The following is an 18,186-nucleotide window of genomic DNA, read 5'->3' as shown; positions in this document are numbered from 1 at the left end:
TCTGCGCGCATGGGCATCGGAATCACGCAAGAGCAACGCGAATTGGCGCAGGCCGTCCGCGGCTGGATCGCCCGCGCCGTGCCGCCCGAGGAGGTGCGCAAACTGCTCGACGCGCCCGGCGGCGACCCCGGACGGCCCGCGTGGTGGGCCGGGCTCGCCGAACTCGGGCTCCTCGGCCCGCACCTGCCGCCGGAGTGCGGGGGCGACGGCGGAGAACTGCTGGACCTGGCGGTGGTGCTGGAGGAGACCGGCCGGGCCGCGCTCCCCGGCCCGTACCTGCCCACCGTGCTCGCCTCGACCCTGCTGGCGGCGGGGGACCGCCCCGACCTCGCCCGCACCCTCGTCGGCGGGAAGCGCGCCGGTGCCGTCGCCCTCGGCGCCGGATCGCTGACCGCCGTCGCGACGGGCGACGGCTACGTACTCGACGGCACCGCGCCACCCGTGCTCGGCGGCGCGGACGCCGACCTGATCCTCCTCACCGCCGAGGCCGCCGACGGCCCGCTGTGGCTCGCCGTGGACGCCCGGACGCTGACCGTACGGGCCCAGGACAGCGCCGACGCCACCCGGCCCACCGCCGAGGTCTCCGCCGAGGGGACCGCCGTGCCGGCCGGGCGGACCGTGGCCGTGGACGGCGCGCGCGTCCGCGACCTCGCCGCCGTCCTGTTCGCCGCCGAGGCGTGCGGCACCGCGGCCTGGGCGCTGACCACCGCCGCCGAGTACGCGAAGGTCCGCGAGCAGTTCGGCCGCCCCATCGGCCAGTTCCAGGCCGTCAAGCACCTCTGCGCCGACATGCTCCTACGGACCGAACAGGCCCGCGCCCTGACCTGGGACGCCGCCCGCGCGGCCGACGCGGAGCCCGGCGCGCGCGCCCTGACGGCCGCCCTCGCGGCGGCCACCGCGCTGGACGCCGCGTACAGCTGCGCCAAGGACTGCATCCAGATCCTCGGCGGCATCGGCTTCACCTGGGAACACGACGCCCACCTCTATCTGCGCCGCGCCACCGTCGCCCGTCAGCTGCTCGGCCCCGGCGCGGCCCACCGGCTGCGCGCCGCCCGCCTCGCCGCCGACGGGGCCCGCCGCGAACTGCGCCTGGAACTGCCCCCCGAGGCCGACGCCCACCGCGCGCGGGCACGGGCCGCCATCGAGGCCGCCCACGGCCTCGACCCCGCCGCCGCCCGCCGCGCCCTCGCCCCCACCGGCTACGCCGCACCGCACCTGCCGCCCCCGTACGGGCTCGGCGCCGGACCCGTACAACAGCTCGCCGTACAGCAGGAATTGACGGCTGCTCAGGTGAAGGTCAGCGACCTCGGCATCGGCACCTGGGTGGTGCCCTCCCTCATCACCTACGGCTCCGAGGCGCAGCGCGACCGCTATCTGCCCCCGACGCTCCGCGGCGACGTGCTGTGGTGCCAGCTGTTCTCCGAGCCCGGCGCCGGCTCCGACCTCGCCGCGCTGCGCACCAAGGCCGAACGCACGGCGGACGGCTGGCGGATCAGCGGCCAGAAGGTGTGGACGTCGGCCGCCCAGTGGGCGGACTACGGCATCCTGCTGGCCCGTACCGACCCCGACGCCCCCAAGCACAAAGGGCTCACCTACTTCCTCGTCGACATGAAGCGGACCGGGGGCATCGACATCCGGCCGCTGAAGGAGATCACCGGGGACTCCCTCTTCAACGAGGTCTATTTCGACGACGCGCTGCTGCCGCTGGACGCCGTGGTCGGCGAGGTGGGCGACGGCTGGCGGGTCGCCCGCCACACCCTGGGCAACGAACGCGTCCACATGGCCGACCAGTTGACCTTCGACACCGGCCTGGAGACGCTGATCGCGCGGACCGGTGACGCCGACGGATCGGTGCGTGAGCGGGTCGGCGCGCTCGCCGCCGAGGCCCACGCGCTCGCCTGCATCGGGCTCCGTACGACCCTCCAGCAGACCCTGGGCCTCGAACCCGGCGCGGGCGCCAGCATCCGCAAGCTCGCCCAGACCCCGCACCAGCAGAAGGTCGCCGAACTCGCCCTGGAACTCCTCGGCCCGCAGGGCGCGGTGCGCGAGGGGCCGGGCGAGCGGGCCCTGCACGGCTTCCTGATGTCCCGCTGCCTGACCATCGCGGGCGGCACGACGCAGGTCCAGCTCAACGTCGTCGCCGAACGGCTGCTGGGCCTGGCGCGCGACCCGGAGCCCCGCCCCCTGATCTGAGGAGCTTGTCGCATGAAGGCGTACATCGTCGGCGTCGGGATGACGAAGTTCGAGAAGCCCGAGAGCCGGGACTGGCAGTACTGGGACATGGCCGAGGAGGCGGGCTCCAAGGCGCTCGCCGACGCCGGCATACCGTACGGACTCGTCGAGCAGGCGCCCGTCGGCTACTGCTACCAGGGCTCGACGGCCGGACAGCGCGCGGTCTACGGGCTCGGCCTGACCGGCATCCCCGTCTACAACGTCAACAACAACTGCGCGACCGGCGCCACGGCCCTGATGCTGGCCCGCCAGTTCGTCGAGGCGGGCGTCAACGACTGCGTGCTCGCCCTCGGCTTCGAGAAGATGAAGAAGGGCGCGCTGGGCGGCGGCGCGGACGGAGGCGACTTCAAGACCTCACCCGTCGCCCGGCACTACGGCGTCATGGCCGCCCGGCACGGCTTCGAGCGGACCCCGCCCACCGCCCAGATCTTCGGCAACGCCGCCCGCGAGCACATGGAGCGGTACGGAACCACCGCCGAACAGCTCGCCGCCGTCGGCGCCAAGAACCACCGGCACTCGACGGGCAACCCCAACGCCCAGTTCCAGGACGCCTATTCGGTGGCGGAGGTACTGGCCGCCAAGACCATCCACCGGCCCCTGACCAAGCTCCAGTGCTCACCGACCTCGGACGGCTCGGCCGCCGCCGTCGTCGTCTCCGAGCGCTTCGCCGACCGGCACGGAGTGATGGAACGGGCGGTGGAGATCACCGCCCAGGCCATGACCACGGACACCGAGGAGAGCTTCGCCTCCGGCTCCTGTATCGACGTCGTCGGCAAGCCTATGTCGCGGGCGGCGGCCCGGCAGGTCTACGAGCGTTCCGGGCTCGGCATCGAGGACGTCGACGTGATCGAGCTGCACGACTGCTTCTCCGTCAACGAGCTGATCACCTATGAGGCGTTGGGGATGTGCGCGGACGGCGAGTCCGGCAAGCTCGTCGCCGCCGGCGCGACCACGTACGGCGGCCGATGGGTCGTCAACCCGTCCGGCGGGCTGATCTCCAAGGGGCACCCGCTCGGCGCGACGGGCCTCGCGCAGGCCGCCGAACTGGTCTGGCAGCTGCGCGGCGAGGCGGGCCCGCGCCAGGTCGAGGGCGCGCGCACCGGCCTCGCGCACAACATCGGACTGGGCGGCGCGGCCGTGGTCACGCTGCTGCGCAAGCCGTAGCGGATGCCGGGCCCGCCCCCGGTGCGTGGCCGTACGCCCCGGCCGTCCGGAGATCCGGCGGCCGGGGCTACGGGGGGCGGGCGGCGTCAGCCCGCGGCGCGGGTCAGCACCAGGCCGGGGGCTGCCCGATGTTGGTGATGTAGCGGGCGGAGGACCATCCGTACGTACCGTCGCTGAGCAGGTACCAGCGCGGGTTGCCGCGGATGTTCTGGCCGTTGACCTTGCACACGATGTGCACGATCTTGCCGTACTGGTGCTTGCCGATCACCTTGTAGTGGGTGCTCGGGCCGGTACGGACCAGCAGGCCGGTCTTGGCGATGACGCGGCCCTTGTACGGGGCGTGGCCGTCACCCGCCGGGGCGGCGATGGCTGGGCCGATCGCGGCGGTGGCGGCGAGGGCGCCGGTGGCGGTCACGAGGGCGAGTTTGCTGAGCTTCGACTGCGGAAACATCTGCTTCCTCCTGCGAAGGGACATCCCAAGGGGATGGAGCGGGGTAGCCGGGGCGTTCGGGGACGCCATGGGCCGGGGCCGCGCCGCGCTGTCGCGGCGTGGTGGCCTTTCTCCGGCTGTGAGTACGGTCCATCCCTTATGAGATGTACTGCGTGCCTCACGCGCCTTACGGTAAATATGTGGCTCTATGTCCGCAACTCGTCACTCTGTGCGGTTGCCCGCGCGGTGCCCTCCCAGGGCCCCGCGGCCCTTCGCGGCCCACTAGAGCCACCCGTTCTGCCGGGCGGCGCGCACTGCCTCCATCCGGTTACGGGTCTGCGTCTTCCCGATCGCCGCGGAGAGGTAATTGCGCACCGTCGAGGGGGAGAGGTGCACCCGGCCCGCTATGTCGGCGACGGTCGCGCCGTCCACCGCCGCGGCCAGCACGTCCCGCTCGCGCTGGGTGAGCGGATTGGGCCCCGCGCTCAGCGCCGCCGCGGCCAGCGCCGGATCGATGACCCGCTCGCCCGCCAACACCCGCCGTATCGCCGCGGCCAGATCCTCCACCGGCCCGTCCTTGACCAGGAACCCGCTGGCCCCGGCCTCCATCGCCCGGCGCAGATACCCCGGACGGCCGAACGTGGTCAGGATCAGCACCCGGCAGTCCGGCAGCGCCCCGCGCAGCTCGGCGGCGGCGTCCAGGCCGCTGCGACCGGGCAGCTCGATGTCGAGCAGCGCGACGTCCGGCCGTACGTCCTCGGCCGTCGGGAGGATCTCGTCCCCGTCCGAGACCTGGGCGACGATCTCGATGTCGTCCTCAAGGCCGAGCAGCAGCGCGAGCGCGCCGCGCATCATTCGCTGGTCCTCCGCGAGGAGAACCCTTACGGGGGGTACCGGCCGGTGGTCTCGGGGCGTCTCGTCCATGGAGATCAGGCTACGGCCCGCGTCCCAGCTCAGGGCCGGGGGAAGCCCCGGCCGGCATCGGCCCGCGCCGTCGCCCGCCGTCACGCGCCGTCACGCGCCGGATCCTGACGCACCCCGGTGCCCTGCCCGAAGGCCACCGGCTCCCGCTCGAAGCCGCCTCGGCCAACGGCCCCGCACCAGTGGAACTCCGGTGTCGCGGAGGGCCATGCCAACCGCGTCGAGGTGCTGAAGCGCCGGATGCCCGGCCGCCCGGGACGGTAACTCCGTTATGAACGAGCCCTGTTGGCGCTGCCGAGCGGGTGGTGCCCGCGTATCGGACTGTTGGGCGCCTACGCGAGGCCGCCGTTGCTCATCAGCAGTTGACCGTTGATCCACTCGCCTTCCCTGGAGCACAGGAAGTCCACGAGGTGCGCGGTGTCCCGCGGAGTGCCCAGCCGGCCGAGCGGGGCGCTGCGGGCGCAGTGCTCCCGGACTTCCTCGGGCATCCAGCCGGTGTCGACCGGCCCGGGGTTGATCGCGTTGGCGGTCACGCCGAGGTGGGCGAGTTCGTGGGCGGCGGCCAGGGTGATGCGGTCCAGGGCCCCCTTGCTCGCCCCGTAAGGCAGGTTACCGACGGTGTCGTCACTGGTGAGGCTGACGATCCGGCCGGTTCCCCGTTCCGCGGCGAAGCGGCGGCCGAACTCGCGAATGAGCAGCCAGGCGGCGCGCGCGTTGACGGCGAAGTGCCGGTCGAAACTCTCGACGGTGGTGTCGAGCAGCCCGGAGTCGACAGACTCGCAGTGGCTCATCACCAGCGCGGTGACACCGCCCATCCGCTGTTCGACCTGGTCGAAGACGCGTGCCGGGGCATCCGGGTCGGCGAGGTCCGCCTCGATCGCGGTGGTGGACGCCCCGTGTTCGGCCAGGGACCGGCTGATCGCCTCGGTCGCGCCGGGCTCGCTGCCCCAGCTCATACGGGCGTCGTAGGGGGTCCAGTAGGTGAAGGCGATGTCCCAGCCCGAAGCGGCCAGCCGCCGGGCGATGCCCGCGCCGATGCCGACGGTGCGGCCCACCCCGGTGATCAGGGCGAGCGGACGGCCGGCCGAAGAGCCTTGGCCGTGGGCGGGTCGGTGCTGATCGGTGTCCGTGGTCACGGGCCGAAATGGTTCACGAACGGCATTGCGGCGTCAATCGATTTCCTGCGCTGCGGCGACACGGCGGCGCAGCGGCGGAGGAAGGGGCCCGTGGACGTCGTCGCGTATCTCCCAGCGGATGCGCGGGCGGCGGAGCCCGTGCGGGTGGGCGAAGGCGGCTTCTACGAACCGGCGTTGGACACCCGGGCCCGAGCCGTGCTCGGCGCCACGGCGGGCGATCAGCGGCTTCCCGTCGAGGTGCCGTACCAGGCGTCGGTACTTGTCGTGGTCGTCGCCGCGGTCGCCCAGCACGATGTCCGGGCGGTGCCGTGGGCGTCCGCGTCTGCCCCGCACCGGCGGCGCGGCCTGCGGCAGTGGGATGAGCCGGGTGGCATCGTTGCCGTCGCCACCGGTGAGCGCCGTCACGAGCGCACCGTGTGGCCTGCCGAAGGCATGGGGCGCAAGGTGTCGAACGGCTGGTTCGCACTCCTGCGGGGGAGTACGTTGGCAGTAGGTCAGCCCTCGGCGGGTGGTATTCCACCCAGTCCCCGTAGTGTGCTCCCGGCCCCGGTCGCTGCCTCTTCCCGACCGGAGGGCCACCATGCCCAGTTCGCCCACCTCCCCGCCTGATCAGCCCTCGAAGAACGGGCCGCCCGGCCTGCCGCGCGAGGCCCGGATCACCGCCGCCCTGATCGACCTGGCCGACACCCTGGTCGACGACTTCGATCCCGCCGAGTTCCTCTACCGCGTCGCCGAACACTGCATGGACCTGCTCGACATCGGCGACGCCGGAGTCATGCTCGCCCTGCCCGACGGACCGTTGCACCTGGTCGCCTCCTCCTCCGAACGCGTGCGCCTCGTCGAACTCTTCGAACTCGACGCCAGCGAAGGGCCCTGCTGCACCGCATTCGAGCAAGCCCACCCCGTCGACCACACCATCGGCGTCACGCCCTCACCACGCTGGCCGCGCTTCAGCGCCCGCGCGAGCCGCGCCGGTTACACCTCCGTCCACGCGACCCCGATCCGGCTGCGCGCCGAGACCATCGGTGTGCTGAACCTCTTCCGCCGCGTCTCCGGTCCCCTGCTGGAAGCCGACCGGCACCTGGCCCGGGCCCTGGCCGATGCCACCGCCATCTCCCTGCTCCAGCAGACCACCCTCGACCAGCACCGCACCGTACGAGCCCAGCTCCAGACGGCCATGGACACCCGCACCATCATCGAACAGGCCAAAGGCTTCCTGACCGCCCGTCACGAAACCGACCCGGACACCGCCTTCCACCGCCTGCGCACCCACGCCCGCCGCCACCATCTGCGCCTGGTCGACCTCGCCCGCGACATCGTCACCGGCGCCACCGTCCTGCCCCCGCCCCCGGAGACCGACAAGGCCGCTACCGCCCAGCCTTGAAGCCCGGATGCCGCCGATACGCGCATCCAGGCGTCGGGGGCCGGCGCGAGGGGCCCCAACGGGAAAGGCATCCCCAGCGTCCCGCGGCGAGGCCCCGACTGCCTTCACGACGCGGCCGCACCCTCCTCACGACACGAAGTCGCCTTCCGCGCTCGGCGATGACCGCCGCTCCGGCTCGCCCGTGCGGGCGGTCGGCTCTTCTGCCGCGTCCACCGGCAGTTCGGCCACCAGGCGGAAGCCGCGCCGTCCGTCGGGCCCGCTGGTCAGGGAGCCGCCGGCGGTGGCCAGTCGTTCGGTGAGGCCCTTGAGGCCCGTGCCGCCGACCGTGCCGGGGGCGGTGGCCGGTTCGTTCGGGCCGCGGCCGTCGTCGGTGATCTCCAGGTGCACGCCGTCGGGCTTGCAGCGCACCTCCACCGAGCAGTTGGCCGCGCCACTGTGCCGTACGACGTTGGTCACGCCCTCGCGCACCACCCAGCCCAGCAGCGCCGCGGTCTGCGGTGGCAGCGGCGGGCCGGACTGGGTGATCCGGGTGTCGATGCCGGACGCCTCCAGCAGGGAACGGGCGCGGTCGAGCTCCGTGGCCAGGCTGCCCTCGCGGTAGCCGGAGACGGCCTCGCGGATCTCGGTGAGCGCCTGCCGGCCGACGGCCTCGATGTCGGCGGCCTGGCCGAGCGCGGCGTCCAGATCGCGGGGCGCCAGGCGCCGTACGGCCTCGGCCTTGACGACGATCACGGACATGGTGTGGCCGAGCAGGTCGTGCAGGTCGCGGGAGAAGCGCAGCCGCTCTCGTTCGACCGCGCCGCGGGCCAGTTCCTCGCGGGTGTCGCGGAGCTGCTTCACCGTCTCGAAGAGGGTGAGGATCACGGCGACGACCAGACCGGAGAGCAGGGTGCCGTACCCCATGAGCGCCGAGTCGCCCGCGTCGCCGAACAGTCCCGTGATGGCCCCGGCCGAGCCCGCGAGGGTGATCACTACGACGGCCAGGGCGCGCTGCGTGCCGCGCAGCGTGATGCCCGCGCTGATCGACAGCAGCAGGAAGCACCGCATCCACTCGGCGCCGTAGCCGAGGGCGAGGGCGTAGACGGCCGTGGCCTCGACGGCGAGCAGGGTCCGGGCCAAGGGGGAGTGGCGGCGCTCGTCGAATCCCAGGGCGATGGTGCCCGCGTAGCAGCCCGCGAAGACGAGCAGCCCCGCGGCGGCGAGCCAGGGCAGCGGCGGCTCGCCCTTGACGACGGCGATGGCGTTCCCGGTGAGCATGAAGAGCCACGGCAGGAAGGCCCACTTGCGCGGTGCGTTGTGCGGGAAGTCGCCCAGCGGGTCGGTCATGCCCACGACCTTACGTAACCGGGCGCGAGCTGCGCAGACGCGGATGTCAGGAGCCGGCCGTGACATTTGTACCGGTGGCCGGGGAGGGGCGCGCCGGGTATCTGATGGGTCGTCAGCACTCTTCACAGTGGCCGGGGGATCGGCTATACATGGGCCACCGGCTAGAACGCGTTCTAGAAGGGCGCGGACGGCCGGCCGCGACGGCTCCGGCGCGATCGACGGTGCGGACGGCCGCGCCGGAGCTGCGCGACCGCCTGCCGCGCGCCACCGGCCGCCGTCGGCCACGTACTGTCGCCGTCCGCGAACCGCCGCTGACCGCCTGTCTACGAGCCACCGCCACGTGGCGAAGGAGCAGTACCGCATGCCCATCGATGCCGCGAAGGCCACCTCGGCCGCGCCCCGCAGTACCGATCTCACCTGGGACCACAAGGACATCCAGCTCTACCACCTGGGCATCGGCGCGGGCCGCCCCGCCACCGACCCCGACGAGCTCCGCTACACCCTGGAGAGCAGGCTGCACGTGCTCCCCAGCTTCGCGACCGTCGCGGGCGCGGGCATGGCCGTCGTCGGCGGGCTCTCCGCCCCCGGCATCGACGTCGACCTCGCCGCCGTCCTGCACGGCAGCCAGCGGATCGAGCTGCACCGCCCGATCCCCGTCAAGGGCGCGGCCACCCAGACCTCCACCGTCCCCGCCGTCTACGACAAGGGGAAGGCGGCCGTCATCGTGCTGCGCTCCGAGGTCGCCGACGCCGACGGCCCGCTCTGGACCTCCGACACCCAGATCTTCGTGCGCGGGGAGGGCGGCTTCGGCGGCGAACGCGGCCCGTCCAACCGCCTCGAAACCCCCGACCGCGCGCCCGATCACACCGCCGAGCGCGCCATCCGCGAGGACCAGGCCCTCCTCTACCGCCTCTCCGGCGACTGGAACCCGCTGCACGCCGACCCCGAATTCGCCAAGCTCGCCGGGTTCGACCGGCCGATCCTGCACGGGCTCTGCTCGTACGGCGTCGTCCTCAAGGCCGTCGTGGACACCGCGCTCGGTGGCGACGTCACGCGCGTGCGCTCGTACTCCGCGCGCTTCACCGGCGTCGTCTTCCCCGGCGAGACCCTGCGCGTCCGCATGTGGCGGGGCGACGGCCGGGTCCAGGTGTCGGTCACCGCCGCCGAGCGGGACGACGCCCCGGTCCTCGCGGACACCGTCGTCGAGTACGAGTAGCGCGCGGCGCCCGCCCGCCCGTCGCGGGGAGCGCCCAGCAACCACCGGCCAGGAGAACGCCCAGCAACCGACCGCACCCGTACGCACCTTGTGTAAGGAGCCGCACCATGCGCGCAGCCGTGCAGCAGGAGATCGGACAGGAGAAACTGGAGGTCTTCGACGACGTCGAGACGGTGGGGTTCGGCCCCGGCAAGGTCAAGATCCGCATCAAGGCCACCGGGCTCTGCCACTCCGACCTCTCCGCGATGAGCGGCGTGCTGCCGCAGCCCGCCCCCTTCGTCCCCGGCCACGAGGGCGCGGGCGAGGTCCTCGACGTCGGCGACGGCGTCAGCGGCCTCGCCCAGGGGGACCGCGTACTGGTCTGCTGGCTGCCCGCCTGCGGTACGTGCCCGTCCTGCAAGCGCGGCCAGAGCCAGCTGTGCCTGACCGGCTTCATGAACGCGGGCACCCCCAACTTCAAGCGCCCCGGCGGCGACGTCTTCGGCTTCGCCGGCACCGGCACCTTCACCGAGGAGGTCGTGGTCGGGGCCGGCTGCGCCGTGCCGATCCCCGACGACGTGCCGTACGAGATAGCGGCGCTCATCGGCTGCGGGGTGACCACCGGCCTCGGGGCCGTCTTCAACACCGCGAAGGTCGAGGCCGCCTCGTCCGTCGCCGTGATCGGCTGCGGCGGCGTCGGCCTCTCCGTCATCCAGGGCGCGCGGGCCAGCGGCGCGGCGCAGATCGTCGCCGTCGACCCGGTCGCCTCCCGCCGCGAGGCCGCGCTGCGGTTCGGGGCGACCGAGGCGGTGGCACCGGACGGGCTGGCCGACGCCAAGGCCCGGATCACCGGCGGCGAGGGCTTCGACTACGTCTTCGAGGTCGTCGGCAAGTCCGCCACCGCGCGCACCGCGTACGAGAACACCCGGCGCGGCGGCACCCTGTGCGTCGTCGGGGCGGGCGCGATGGACGACACCTTCCAGGTCAACATGTTCGAGCTGTTCTTCGACGAGAAGAGGATCCTGCCCTCCCTGTACGGCGGGGGCGACGTGCTGCGGTCCTACGAGCGGTCCATCGCGCTGTGGCGCGCGGGCCGCATCGACCTCGAAGGGCTGATCACCCACCGGGTGCGGCTCACCGAGATCAATGACGCGCTCGACCAGATGCGTACCGGCGAGGCGCTGCGCACCTGCATCGAACTGTGAACGCACACCCCGAACGCGAGGAGACGCACATGTCACTCCAGGGCAGGACGGCCATCGTCACCGGCGCGGGCCGCGGCCTCGGCCGCGCCGAAGCCCTCGAACTGGCGCGGCTGGGCGCCAACGTCGTCGTCAACGACCTCGGGCGGCCCGGCCGCGACGGCTCCGGCGAGGCGTCGGCCGCGCCCGCCGAGGAGGTCGTCGCCGAGATCCGCGCCGCGGGCGGCCAAGCCGTCGCGCACCTCGGCGACGTGGCCGACTTCGAGGGGGCGCGGGGGCTCGTACAGCTGGCCGTCGACACGTACGGACAGCTCGACATCCTCGTCAACAACGCGGGCATCCTGCGGGACCGGATGGTCTTCTCGATGAGCGAGGAGGAGTGGGACACCGTCATCCGCGTCCACCTCAAGGGCCACTTCAACACCGTGCACTTCGCGTCCGTCCACTGGCGCGAGCGGTCCAAGGCGGCGGGCGGGCCGGTCTACGGGCGGATCGTCAACACCTCCTCCGAGGCGTTCCTCGCGGGTTCGGCCGGGCAGCCCAATTACGCGGCGGCCAAGGGCGGCATCGTCGGCCTCACCACGTCGAGCGCCGCCGCCCTCGGCAAGTACGGCGTCACCGCCAACGCGATCTGCCCCCGCGCCCGCACCCGGATGACCGAGGACGTCTTCGCCGGGTTCGAGGTCCCCGAGGGCGGCGATCTCGACGCACTCGCCCCCGGGCACGTCTCGCCGCTCGTCGGCTATCTCGCCTCGCCGGCGGCCGGGCGCGTCAACGGCCAGGTCTTCGTCGTGCACGGCGGGATGGTGGCGGTCCTCGAACGGCCCAAGGTGGCGGCCAAGTTCGACACCGGGAAGGACCGCTTCAGCGTGGCGGAGCTGGACGAGCTGCTGACCCCGTACTACGAGGGGCGCCCGCCGAACGAGACGTTCGCGGCGGTGGAGGTGCTGGGCCTCAAGCACGGCGGCTGAGGCGGCCGTACGCGGCAGTGGCCGGGCCGTACGCGGCAGCGGCCGTACACAGCGGTGGCCGCCGCGGGGTGGTGACCCCGGGGCGGCCACAGGCCGGTGCGGACGCGTTCGCCGCCGTCTCAGGACTGCCGGACGGCGTCGTCCTCCGGCCGGCGGTGCTTCCCATGGACGGGGGCCGGGGACTCCTCCGGCAGGGCGGGACCGCGGTGCTTGCCGGCGCCGGAGCCGGCGGCTGCGGCCTGGGCGGACGCCTCGCGGGGGCGCGCCTCGGTCGTGTCGATACGGGCTTCGGGCATGTGGGACGTCACTCCGTTGAATCTCGCTGCGTGCTGTGGCGTCGGGGGCCGTCGCAGTCGCGTACGGCGCAAACCAGACGTCAACACGCCTTCCACGCACGGCCGTTCGGAAACCTCATCCGGTCCCGCCCGGCGCTGCCGCGTGACCCCCGCGCAAGTCTACCGAACGGCGCCCAGCCGCCCGCGGACCAGGGGGCGCCCGGTCCGCGGGCGGCTGAACGCGCACTGTTGCAATGGCACAGCAGCGAAGAGCGGCCCCTGCCCGTGCGCCCGATCGGGGCCGCCTCCGCCCCGCGTCAGTGCGCCTGCGCCAGGGGCGCCTGTTGCAGAGGCACCGGCCGGGGGGCCTCCGGAGGCAACGGCGCGCCCGGACCGGCCTCCTGGTCCGCGGCCTGCTCCTGTTCCGCGACCCGATCCCGATCCCGCTCCGCGACCCGATCCCGCTCCGCGGCCTCCGGATCTCTGCGCCGCGGCTCCGGACCGGGCGGCAGCAGCAGCCGCGCCACCCCGCACGGCACCTGCGGCGTCGCGTACGGGAGCAGCAGCCGGCCGCCCGGCGTCCACAGGCCCGCGCCCGCCAGCCACCCCACCGGTGCCGGGAACTGCTGCAACTGCCGTCCCAGCGGTCGCCAGACGCCGAGCCAGGGGTTGACGGCCCCGCCGCCGGGCGCGCCGTCGATCCGGAACGCCACCGCGCACGCCTCCGGCGTCAGCGACTGGCCGGGCTGCACCGCGATGGGCGTCGCCGTCCCGCCCGGCACCCGCAGGCACTCCGGGAACCGCACCGGGAGTATGGAGCCGAGTACGCCCCAGCCCAGCCGGTGCTCGCCGGGGGCGTCGGACCGTACGAGCAGCAGGCCGCTGTCGGGGTCCGCGAACAGCAGCCGGTCCTCGCTCTCCCGCGTGATCTGCAGCAGCGGGCTCGTCTCGCCGCCCCGCTCCAGATCGACGACGACCGCCTTCGTCCGGCCCTCCAGCTCCCGGTCGAGGGCCAGCAGCCGGCCCGTACGGTCCAGCCAGCTGCCGCCCGTGCAGCGGCCCGGGACCTCGGCGACGTGCTCGGGGCCGAAGGCGCCCCCGTGCACGAGCCACAGATCGGTGCCGTGCCGGCCGGGGGCGAGCGCGTACACGGACGAGCCGTCGGGCGCGGGCGGCAGCAGCGTCAGCCGCTCGCACTCGACGGCGCCCAGCGGCACCTCGCCGGTGCCGGGCCCGGTCGGGTAGAGCAGCGCGAACGCGTGCCGCTCGGCGACGCGGCGGCGGATCAGCACCCGTCCGTCGGCGAGCGGCAGCACCTCGCTGTCGGGCTCCTCGGGCTGGCAGCCGGGCAGCGGCACCGCGTACGGCTCGGGTCCCGTGAGCGTCCACCGCTCCGGGAACCAGCCGCCTGTGGCGCCCGCCGGGCCGCCGAGGGTGAGGCGGGCCGCGTACGAGCCGTCCGCGGCGATCGTCAGCCCCGGGCGACCCGGTGTGCTGCTGGGTGTGGCGGTCTCTGGGGCACAGGCCGTCATCAGTGAAGTCACCTCCGTCACCGAAGGTAGTTTTCGCACTTCCTGGCGAAGGACGTGAGTTGAACCGATTCACACATAAGGGTGTCTCTCGACCGATTTGCCTGAGAGGTGGGGGGTGGCTGTGCTGGCTCTGGGGCGCGCGTTTAAAGTAAGGCGTGCCTAAGTAGGCTCACCGTCCAGATCCGTACAGGAGCACGTCATGCCCATACGCCGTCGCGGCGCCGCCGCCGTCGCACTCTCCGCGGTCGCCGCGCTCTCGCTCGCGGCCTGCGGCTCCTCCGACGAGAGCAAGGGCGGCAAGGACGGCGGCAACGGATCGAAGGCCGTCGCCCAGGGCGGCAAGGACTTCGGGAAGGCCGCCGAGCAGACGGCGAAGATGGGCACGGACGCGAAGCCCGGCCAGTTCCCGCGGACCATCACGCACGCGCTCGGCACCGCGGAGCTGAAGGCCGCGCCCAAGCGGGTCGTCGTCCTCGACGTCGGCGAGCTGGACAACGTGGTCTCGCTCGGCATGAAGCCGGTCGGCTACGCGCCCTCCGAAGGCAGCCAGGGCATCCCCGGCTACCTCAAGAAGAACGCCGGTGACCCCAAGAACATCGGCACCATCAACAACCTCAACCTTGAGGCGATCAACGCGCTCCACCCGGATCTGATCCTGGGCAGCAAGTTGCGCGCTGAGAAGAACTACAAGGACCTCGCGAAGATCGCTCCGACCGTCTTCTCCATCCGCCCCGGCTTCACCTGGAAGGAGAACTACCTCCTCAACGCCGCGGCCCTGGACAAGACCGCCGACGCGAAGAAGAACCTGGCCGCGTACGACGCCAAGGCCAGGAAGCTCGGGGACGACCTCGGCGCGAAGAAGCCGACGGTCAGCATGCTCCGCTACATGCCGCAGTTCACGCGGCTGTACGCGCAGCAGTCCTTCATCGGCACCATCCTCAAGGACGCCGGCCTGCCCCGGCCCGCGAACCAGCAGGTCAACGACCTCGCCGTGCAGATCAGCCCGGAGAACATCAACAAGGCCGACGCCGACTGGATCTTCACCGGCGTCTACGGCGACCCCAAGGCCACCAAGCAGGACGCGGCCCAGGGCAACCCCCTGTGGAAGAACCTCAAGGCGGTCAAGGACGGCCACGCCAAGAGCGTCAAGGACGAGACCTGGTTCCTGGGCCTCGGCGTCACGGCGGCCGACTCCGTCCTCGACGACCTCCGCGGCTACCTGGTCAAGTAGGACCGGCCGGCCGCCTCACGCGGGACGGGCTCCGCCCGGTCGCGCAGGACCGCCCCGCACGGCCGGGCATATGGGCGCGGGTGAGAGGTAACCTTCCACCCGTGCCCGCACTGTCTGAAGTCCTCGCCGCCCTCGACGCCCTGTGGCCCCCGGAGCGGGCCGAACAGTGGGACGCCGTCGGCACGGTCTGCGGCGACCCCGATGCCTCCGTGAGCCGTGTGCTCTTCGCCGTCGACCCCGTGCGGGAAGTCGTCGACGAGGCCGTGAAGCTCGGCGCCGACCTGCTGGTGACCCACCACCCGCTCTATCTGCGCGGCACGACGACGGTGGCGGCGGACACGTTCAAGGGGCGCGTCGTGCACACGCTGATCAAGAACGACATCGCCCTGCACGTGGCCCACACCAACGCCGACCGCGCCGACCCCGGCGTCTCCGACGCCCTCGCCGGCGCCCTCGACCTGCGCGTCACGGGCCCGCTCGTGCCGGACGCCGGAGACCCCGAGGGCCGCCGCGGACTCGGCCGGATCTGCGAGCTCGACCGGCCCGAGACGGTGAGCGAGTTCGCGGCCCGCGCCGCCGCCCGGCTCCCCGGCACCGCCCAGGGCATCCGCGTCGCGGGCGACCCGGAGCGCACCGTCCGCACGGTCGCCGTCTGCGGCGGCTCCGGCGACTCCCTCTTCGACGAGGTACGGGCCGCCGGCGTCGACGCCTACGTCACCGCGGACCTGCGCCACCACCCGGCCTCCGAGGCCCAGCAGCACAGCGCGCTGACCCTGGTCGACGCCGCCCACTGGGCCACCGAGTGGCCCTGGACCGAGCAGGCCGCGGCCCAGCTCGACGAGATCTCCGACCGCCACGGCTGGGGCCTGCGCACCCACGTCTCTCGCACGGTCACCGACCCTTGGACCGCCCACGCGGCGTCCTCGTCACCCAACGAATAACCAGGAGCTTCCACTGAACGCCGCGCCCGCCGACCAGATCCGCCTCCTCGACGTCCAGGCATTCGACCTCCGCCTCTCGCAGCTCGCGCACAAGCGCAAGTCGCTGCCCGAGCACGCCGAGATCCAGGCCCTTGAGGCCGACCTCGCCCAGCACCGGGACCTCCTCGTCGCCGTGCAGACCGAGGAGAGCGACACCGACCGCGAGCAGACCAAGGCCGAGCAGGACGTGGACCAGGTGCGCCAGCGCGCGGTCCGCGACCAGCAGCGCCTCGACTCCGGTGCCATCACCTCGCCGAAGGACCTGGAGAACCTCCAGCGCGAGATCGTCTCCCTCGCCAAGCGCCAGGGCGACCTGGAGGACGTCGTCCTGGAGGTCATGGAGCGCCGCGAGTCCGCGCAGGAGCGGGCCGGCGAGCTGACCGCGCGCGTGGAGTCCGTACAGGCCAAGGTCAACGACGCCACCGCGCGCCGGGACGCCGCCTACGGGGAGATCGACGGCGAGGCCGCGACGGTCACCAAGGAGCGCGCGGTCGTCGCCGGGTCCATCCCCGCCGACCTGCTGAAGCTCTACGACAAGCTGCGCGCGCAGCAGGGCGGCGTGGGCGCGGCCAAGCTCTTCCAGCGCCGCTGCGAGGGCTGCCGCCTGGAGCTCAACATCACCGAGCTGAACGACGTGCGGGCCGCCGCCGCCGACGAGGTCGTGCGGTGTGAGAACTGCCGCCGCATTCTGGTCCGCACCTCCGACTCGGGGCTGTAAGTGGCGAATCGCTTCATCGTCGAGGCCGACGGCGGGTCCCGGGGCAACCCGGGGCCCGCGGGCTATGGCGCGGTGGTCCTCGACCCGGCGACGGGCGAGGCGCTCGCGGAGGCCGCGGAGTACATCGGCACGGCCACGAACAATGTCGCGGAGTACAAGGGGCTGATCGCCGGGCTGCGGGCGGCCAAGGCGCTCGACCCGGAGGCCGTGGTCCATGTCCGCATGGACTCCAAGCTGGTCGTCGAGCAGATGTCGGGCCGCTGGAAGATCAAGCACCCCGACATGAGGCCGCTGGCGGCCGAGGCCAGAGCGGTCCTTCCGCCCTCCCGGGTGACGTACGAGTGGATCCCGCGCGAGAAGAACAAGCACGCCGACCGGCTCGCGAACGAGGCCATGGACGCGGGCAAGGCCGGCAAGCAGTGGAGCGCGAGCGACTCGTCGGCGGCGCTGTCCGCGTCGGCGGCCGGTACGGGCGCTGTCTCTACGGGCACGGGCGCTTCGGTGGCCGCGTCCTCCCCCGGTTCCGCCGGGCCCCTCGGCACCCTGGACGAGGCCGAGCCCAAGGCCGTACCCGTCGGCTGGGCCGCTCCCGCCGACCTCGGGCAGCCCGCCACGTTCGTACTGCTGCGGCACGGTGAGACGGCCCTCACCCCGCAAAAGCGGTTCTCCGGCAGCGGCGGCGCCGACCCCGAGCTGTCCGCCGTGGGCCGCCGCCAGGCGGAGGCCGCCGCGACCGCGCTCGCCGCGCGCGGCACCGTACAGGCCGTCGTCAGCTCACCCCTGCGCCGCTGCCGGCAGACGGCCGAGACGGTCGCCGAGCGGCTGGGCCTGGACGTCGGTATCGACGAGGGGCTGCGCGAGACCGACTTCGGGGCGTGGGAGGGGCTGACCTTCGCCGAGGTGCGCGAGCGCCACCCGGATGACCTCGACGCGTGGCTCGGATCCGCCGAGGCCGCGCCGACGGGCGGCGGCGAGAGCTTCGCCACGGTCGCCCGCCGGGTCGCGCTGTCGCGCGACAAGCTCATCACCCGGTACGCGGGGCGTACGGTCCTGCTGGTCACGCATGTGACGCCGATCAAGACGCTGGTACGGCTCGCACTGGGCGCGCCGCCCGAGTCGCTGTTCCGCATGGAGCTGGCGGCGGCGTCGCTGTCGGCGGTGGCGTATTACGCGGACGGCAATGCCTCGGTGCGGCTGCTGAACGACACCAGCCACCTGCGGTGAGCTTGGCGCCATTCACCTGCGGTGGGCTTCATCTATGCCCCTGCGGTGCGGGGCGCCTGCGGCGCTTATGCCCCTGTGGTGCGGGGTGCCTGGGTGTGGTGCCCCGCCGTGGGCTGGTGCGGCGTGCGTTGTGGTGCGGGGACGGGGGGGGGGGGGGGGGGGGGGGGGGGGTGGGGTTTTTGGGGGGGGGGGGGGCCGTCGAGTTGGCGCGACCCTTTGCGGTTTGGGATGGGGCTTGTGCTGCTCTGTGGGGCTAAGACCCCTC

17 protein-coding genes are annotated in these 18,186 nt (G+C 73.1%); 10 read left to right on the top strand and 7 right to left on the bottom strand.

Features of this window, described 5'->3' with window-relative positions:
- Positions 1–9 precede the first annotated feature (9 nt).
- Together AC07AB_RS08595 and AC07AB_RS08590 are read left to right on the top strand one after the other, a co-directional pair.
- Positions 10–2,193 carry an acyl-CoA dehydrogenase gene (locus tag AC07AB_RS08595; protein ID WP_478562203.1) on the top strand — a complete coding sequence of 728 codons (2,184 nt, stop codon included), beginning with the start codon at positions 10–12 and terminating at the stop codon, positions 2,191–2,193.
- A gap of 12 nt (positions 2,194–2,205) precedes the next feature.
- The gene (locus tag AC07AB_RS08590; protein ID WP_478562200.1) at positions 2,206–3,396 is read left to right on the top strand and encodes a lipid-transfer protein; all 1,191 of its coding nucleotides are present in this window, start codon (positions 2,206–2,208) and stop codon (positions 3,394–3,396) included.
- Positions 3,397–3,499: 103 nt separating this feature from the next.
- On the opposite strand, the gene AC07AB_RS08585 is transcribed toward AC07AB_RS08590, so the two are convergent.
- From AC07AB_RS08585 to AC07AB_RS08570, 4 genes are all read right to left on the bottom strand, one after another.
- Positions 3,500–3,847 carry an SH3 domain-containing protein gene (locus AC07AB_RS08585; protein WP_478562197.1) on the bottom strand — a complete coding sequence of 116 codons (348 nt, stop codon included), beginning with the start codon at positions 3,845–3,847 and terminating at the stop codon, positions 3,500–3,502.
- Between the two features lie 261 nt (positions 3,848–4,108).
- Positions 4,109–4,750 (bottom strand): response regulator, encoded by a 642-nt coding sequence (locus AC07AB_RS08580; RefSeq protein WP_478562194.1) that lies wholly within the window; start codon positions 4,748–4,750, stop codon positions 4,109–4,111.
- Positions 4,751–5,079: 329 nt separating this feature from the next.
- Positions 5,080–5,883 carry an SDR family oxidoreductase gene (locus tag AC07AB_RS08575; protein ID WP_478562191.1) on the bottom strand — a complete coding sequence of 268 codons (804 nt, stop codon included), beginning with the start codon at positions 5,881–5,883 and terminating at the stop codon, positions 5,080–5,082.
- Positions 5,884–5,916: 33 nt separating this feature from the next.
- Positions 5,917–6,288 (bottom strand): hypothetical protein, encoded by a 372-nt coding sequence (locus AC07AB_RS08570; protein WP_478562188.1) that lies wholly within the window; start codon positions 6,286–6,288, stop codon positions 5,917–5,919.
- A gap of 175 nt (positions 6,289–6,463) precedes the next feature.
- Here AC07AB_RS08570 and AC07AB_RS08565 point away from each other — a divergent pair, with 175 nt between their 5' ends.
- Complete coding sequence (locus AC07AB_RS08565) at positions 6,464–7,267, top strand: GAF and ANTAR domain-containing protein (RefSeq protein WP_478562186.1); 804 nt, start codon at positions 6,464–6,466, stop codon at positions 7,265–7,267.
- A 126-nt stretch (positions 7,268–7,393) separates the two neighbouring features.
- On the opposite strand, the gene AC07AB_RS08560 is transcribed toward AC07AB_RS08565, so the two are convergent.
- Positions 7,394–8,593 (bottom strand): sensor histidine kinase, encoded by a 1,200-nt coding sequence (locus tag AC07AB_RS08560; RefSeq protein ID WP_478562183.1) that lies wholly within the window; start codon positions 8,591–8,593, stop codon positions 7,394–7,396.
- Positions 8,594–8,954: 361 nt separating this feature from the next.
- Here AC07AB_RS08560 and AC07AB_RS08555 point away from each other — a divergent pair, with 361 nt between their 5' ends.
- From AC07AB_RS08555 to AC07AB_RS08545, 3 genes are all read left to right on the top strand, one after another.
- Entirely contained in the window at positions 8,955–9,809 is an 855-nt protein-coding gene (locus tag AC07AB_RS08555) for a MaoC/PaaZ C-terminal domain-containing protein (RefSeq protein WP_478562180.1), read from the top strand.
- Between the two features lie 107 nt (positions 9,810–9,916).
- Positions 9,917–10,993 (top strand): Zn-dependent alcohol dehydrogenase, encoded by a 1,077-nt coding sequence (locus AC07AB_RS08550; RefSeq protein ID WP_478562178.1) that lies wholly within the window; start codon positions 9,917–9,919, stop codon positions 10,991–10,993.
- Between the two features lie 29 nt (positions 10,994–11,022).
- Positions 11,023–11,961, top strand: a complete 939-nt coding sequence (locus tag AC07AB_RS08545; protein ID WP_478562176.1) for a 3-oxoacyl-ACP reductase — start codon at positions 11,023–11,025, stop codon at positions 11,959–11,961.
- A 119-nt stretch (positions 11,962–12,080) separates the two neighbouring features.
- On the opposite strand, the gene AC07AB_RS08540 is transcribed toward AC07AB_RS08545, so the two are convergent.
- Both AC07AB_RS08540 and AC07AB_RS08535 read right to left on the bottom strand, forming a co-directional pair.
- Positions 12,081–12,257 (bottom strand): hypothetical protein, encoded by a 177-nt coding sequence (locus AC07AB_RS08540; RefSeq protein WP_478562173.1) that lies wholly within the window; start codon positions 12,255–12,257, stop codon positions 12,081–12,083.
- A gap of 296 nt (positions 12,258–12,553) precedes the next feature.
- Positions 12,554–13,768 (bottom strand): hypothetical protein, encoded by a 1,215-nt coding sequence (locus tag AC07AB_RS08535; RefSeq protein ID WP_478562644.1) that lies wholly within the window; start codon positions 13,766–13,768, stop codon positions 12,554–12,556.
- Positions 13,769–13,967: 199 nt separating this feature from the next.
- Between AC07AB_RS08535 and AC07AB_RS08530 the strand changes: the two genes are divergently transcribed.
- The 4 genes from AC07AB_RS08530 to AC07AB_RS08515 all read left to right on the top strand — a co-directional run bounded on the left by AC07AB_RS08530 (position 13,968) and on the right by AC07AB_RS08515 (position 17,921).
- Positions 13,968–14,999: an ABC transporter substrate-binding protein gene (locus AC07AB_RS08530; RefSeq protein WP_478562170.1), complete on the top strand. Its 1,032-nt coding sequence runs from the start codon at positions 13,968–13,970 to the stop codon at positions 14,997–14,999.
- Positions 15,000–15,100: 101 nt separating this feature from the next.
- Positions 15,101–15,940, top strand: a complete 840-nt coding sequence (locus AC07AB_RS08525; protein WP_478562167.1) for a Nif3-like dinuclear metal center hexameric protein — start codon at positions 15,101–15,103, stop codon at positions 15,938–15,940.
- Positions 15,941–15,953: 13 nt separating this feature from the next.
- Positions 15,954–16,697: a zinc ribbon domain-containing protein gene (locus AC07AB_RS08520; protein ID WP_478562641.1), complete on the top strand. Its 744-nt coding sequence runs from the start codon at positions 15,954–15,956 to the stop codon at positions 16,695–16,697.
- Positions 16,698–17,921, top strand: coding sequence for a bifunctional RNase H/acid phosphatase (locus tag AC07AB_RS08515; protein ID WP_478562165.1), 1,224 nt, complete (start codon positions 16,698–16,700; stop codon positions 17,919–17,921).
- Positions 17,922–18,186 lie beyond the last annotated feature (265 nt).

It is taken from the genome of Streptomyces sp. NPDC044033, from assembly GCF_056434425.1.
The sequence above is the reverse complement of the archived record's forward strand: the minus strand, read 5'-3'. Positions and strand labels throughout refer to the sequence as shown.

Excerpts from the sequence above, each read along its gene's own strand:
- AC07AB_RS08595 (WP_478562203.1), top strand. The coding sequence starts at position 10 with ATGGGCATCGGAATCACGCAAGAGCAACGCGAATTGGCGCAGGCCGTC.
- AC07AB_RS08590 (WP_478562200.1), top strand. The coding sequence starts at position 2,206 with ATGAAGGCGTACATCGTCGGCGTCGGGATGACGAAGTTCGAGAAGCCC.
- AC07AB_RS08585 (WP_478562197.1), bottom strand. The coding sequence starts at position 3,847 with ATGTTTCCGCAGTCGAAGCTCAGCAAACTCGCCCTCGTGACCGCCACC.
- AC07AB_RS08580 (WP_478562194.1), bottom strand. The coding sequence starts at position 4,750 with ATGGACGAGACGCCCCGAGACCACCGGCCGGTACCCCCCGTAAGGGTT.
- AC07AB_RS08565 (WP_478562186.1), top strand. The coding sequence starts at position 6,464 with ATGCCCAGTTCGCCCACCTCCCCGCCTGATCAGCCCTCGAAGAACGGG.
- AC07AB_RS08560 (WP_478562183.1), bottom strand. The coding sequence starts at position 8,593 with ATGACCGACCCGCTGGGCGACTTCCCGCACAACGCACCGCGCAAGTGG.
- AC07AB_RS08555 (WP_478562180.1), top strand. The coding sequence starts at position 8,955 with ATGCCCATCGATGCCGCGAAGGCCACCTCGGCCGCGCCCCGCAGTACC.
- AC07AB_RS08550 (WP_478562178.1), top strand. The coding sequence starts at position 9,917 with ATGCGCGCAGCCGTGCAGCAGGAGATCGGACAGGAGAAACTGGAGGTC.
- AC07AB_RS08545 (WP_478562176.1), top strand. The coding sequence starts at position 11,023 with ATGTCACTCCAGGGCAGGACGGCCATCGTCACCGGCGCGGGCCGCGGC.
- AC07AB_RS08540 (WP_478562173.1), bottom strand. The coding sequence starts at position 12,257 with ATGCCCGAAGCCCGTATCGACACGACCGAGGCGCGCCCCCGCGAGGCG.
- AC07AB_RS08535 (WP_478562644.1), bottom strand. The coding sequence starts at position 13,768 with ATGACGGCCTGTGCCCCAGAGACCGCCACACCCAGCAGCACACCGGGT.
- AC07AB_RS08530 (WP_478562170.1), top strand. The coding sequence starts at position 13,968 with ATGCCCATACGCCGTCGCGGCGCCGCCGCCGTCGCACTCTCCGCGGTC.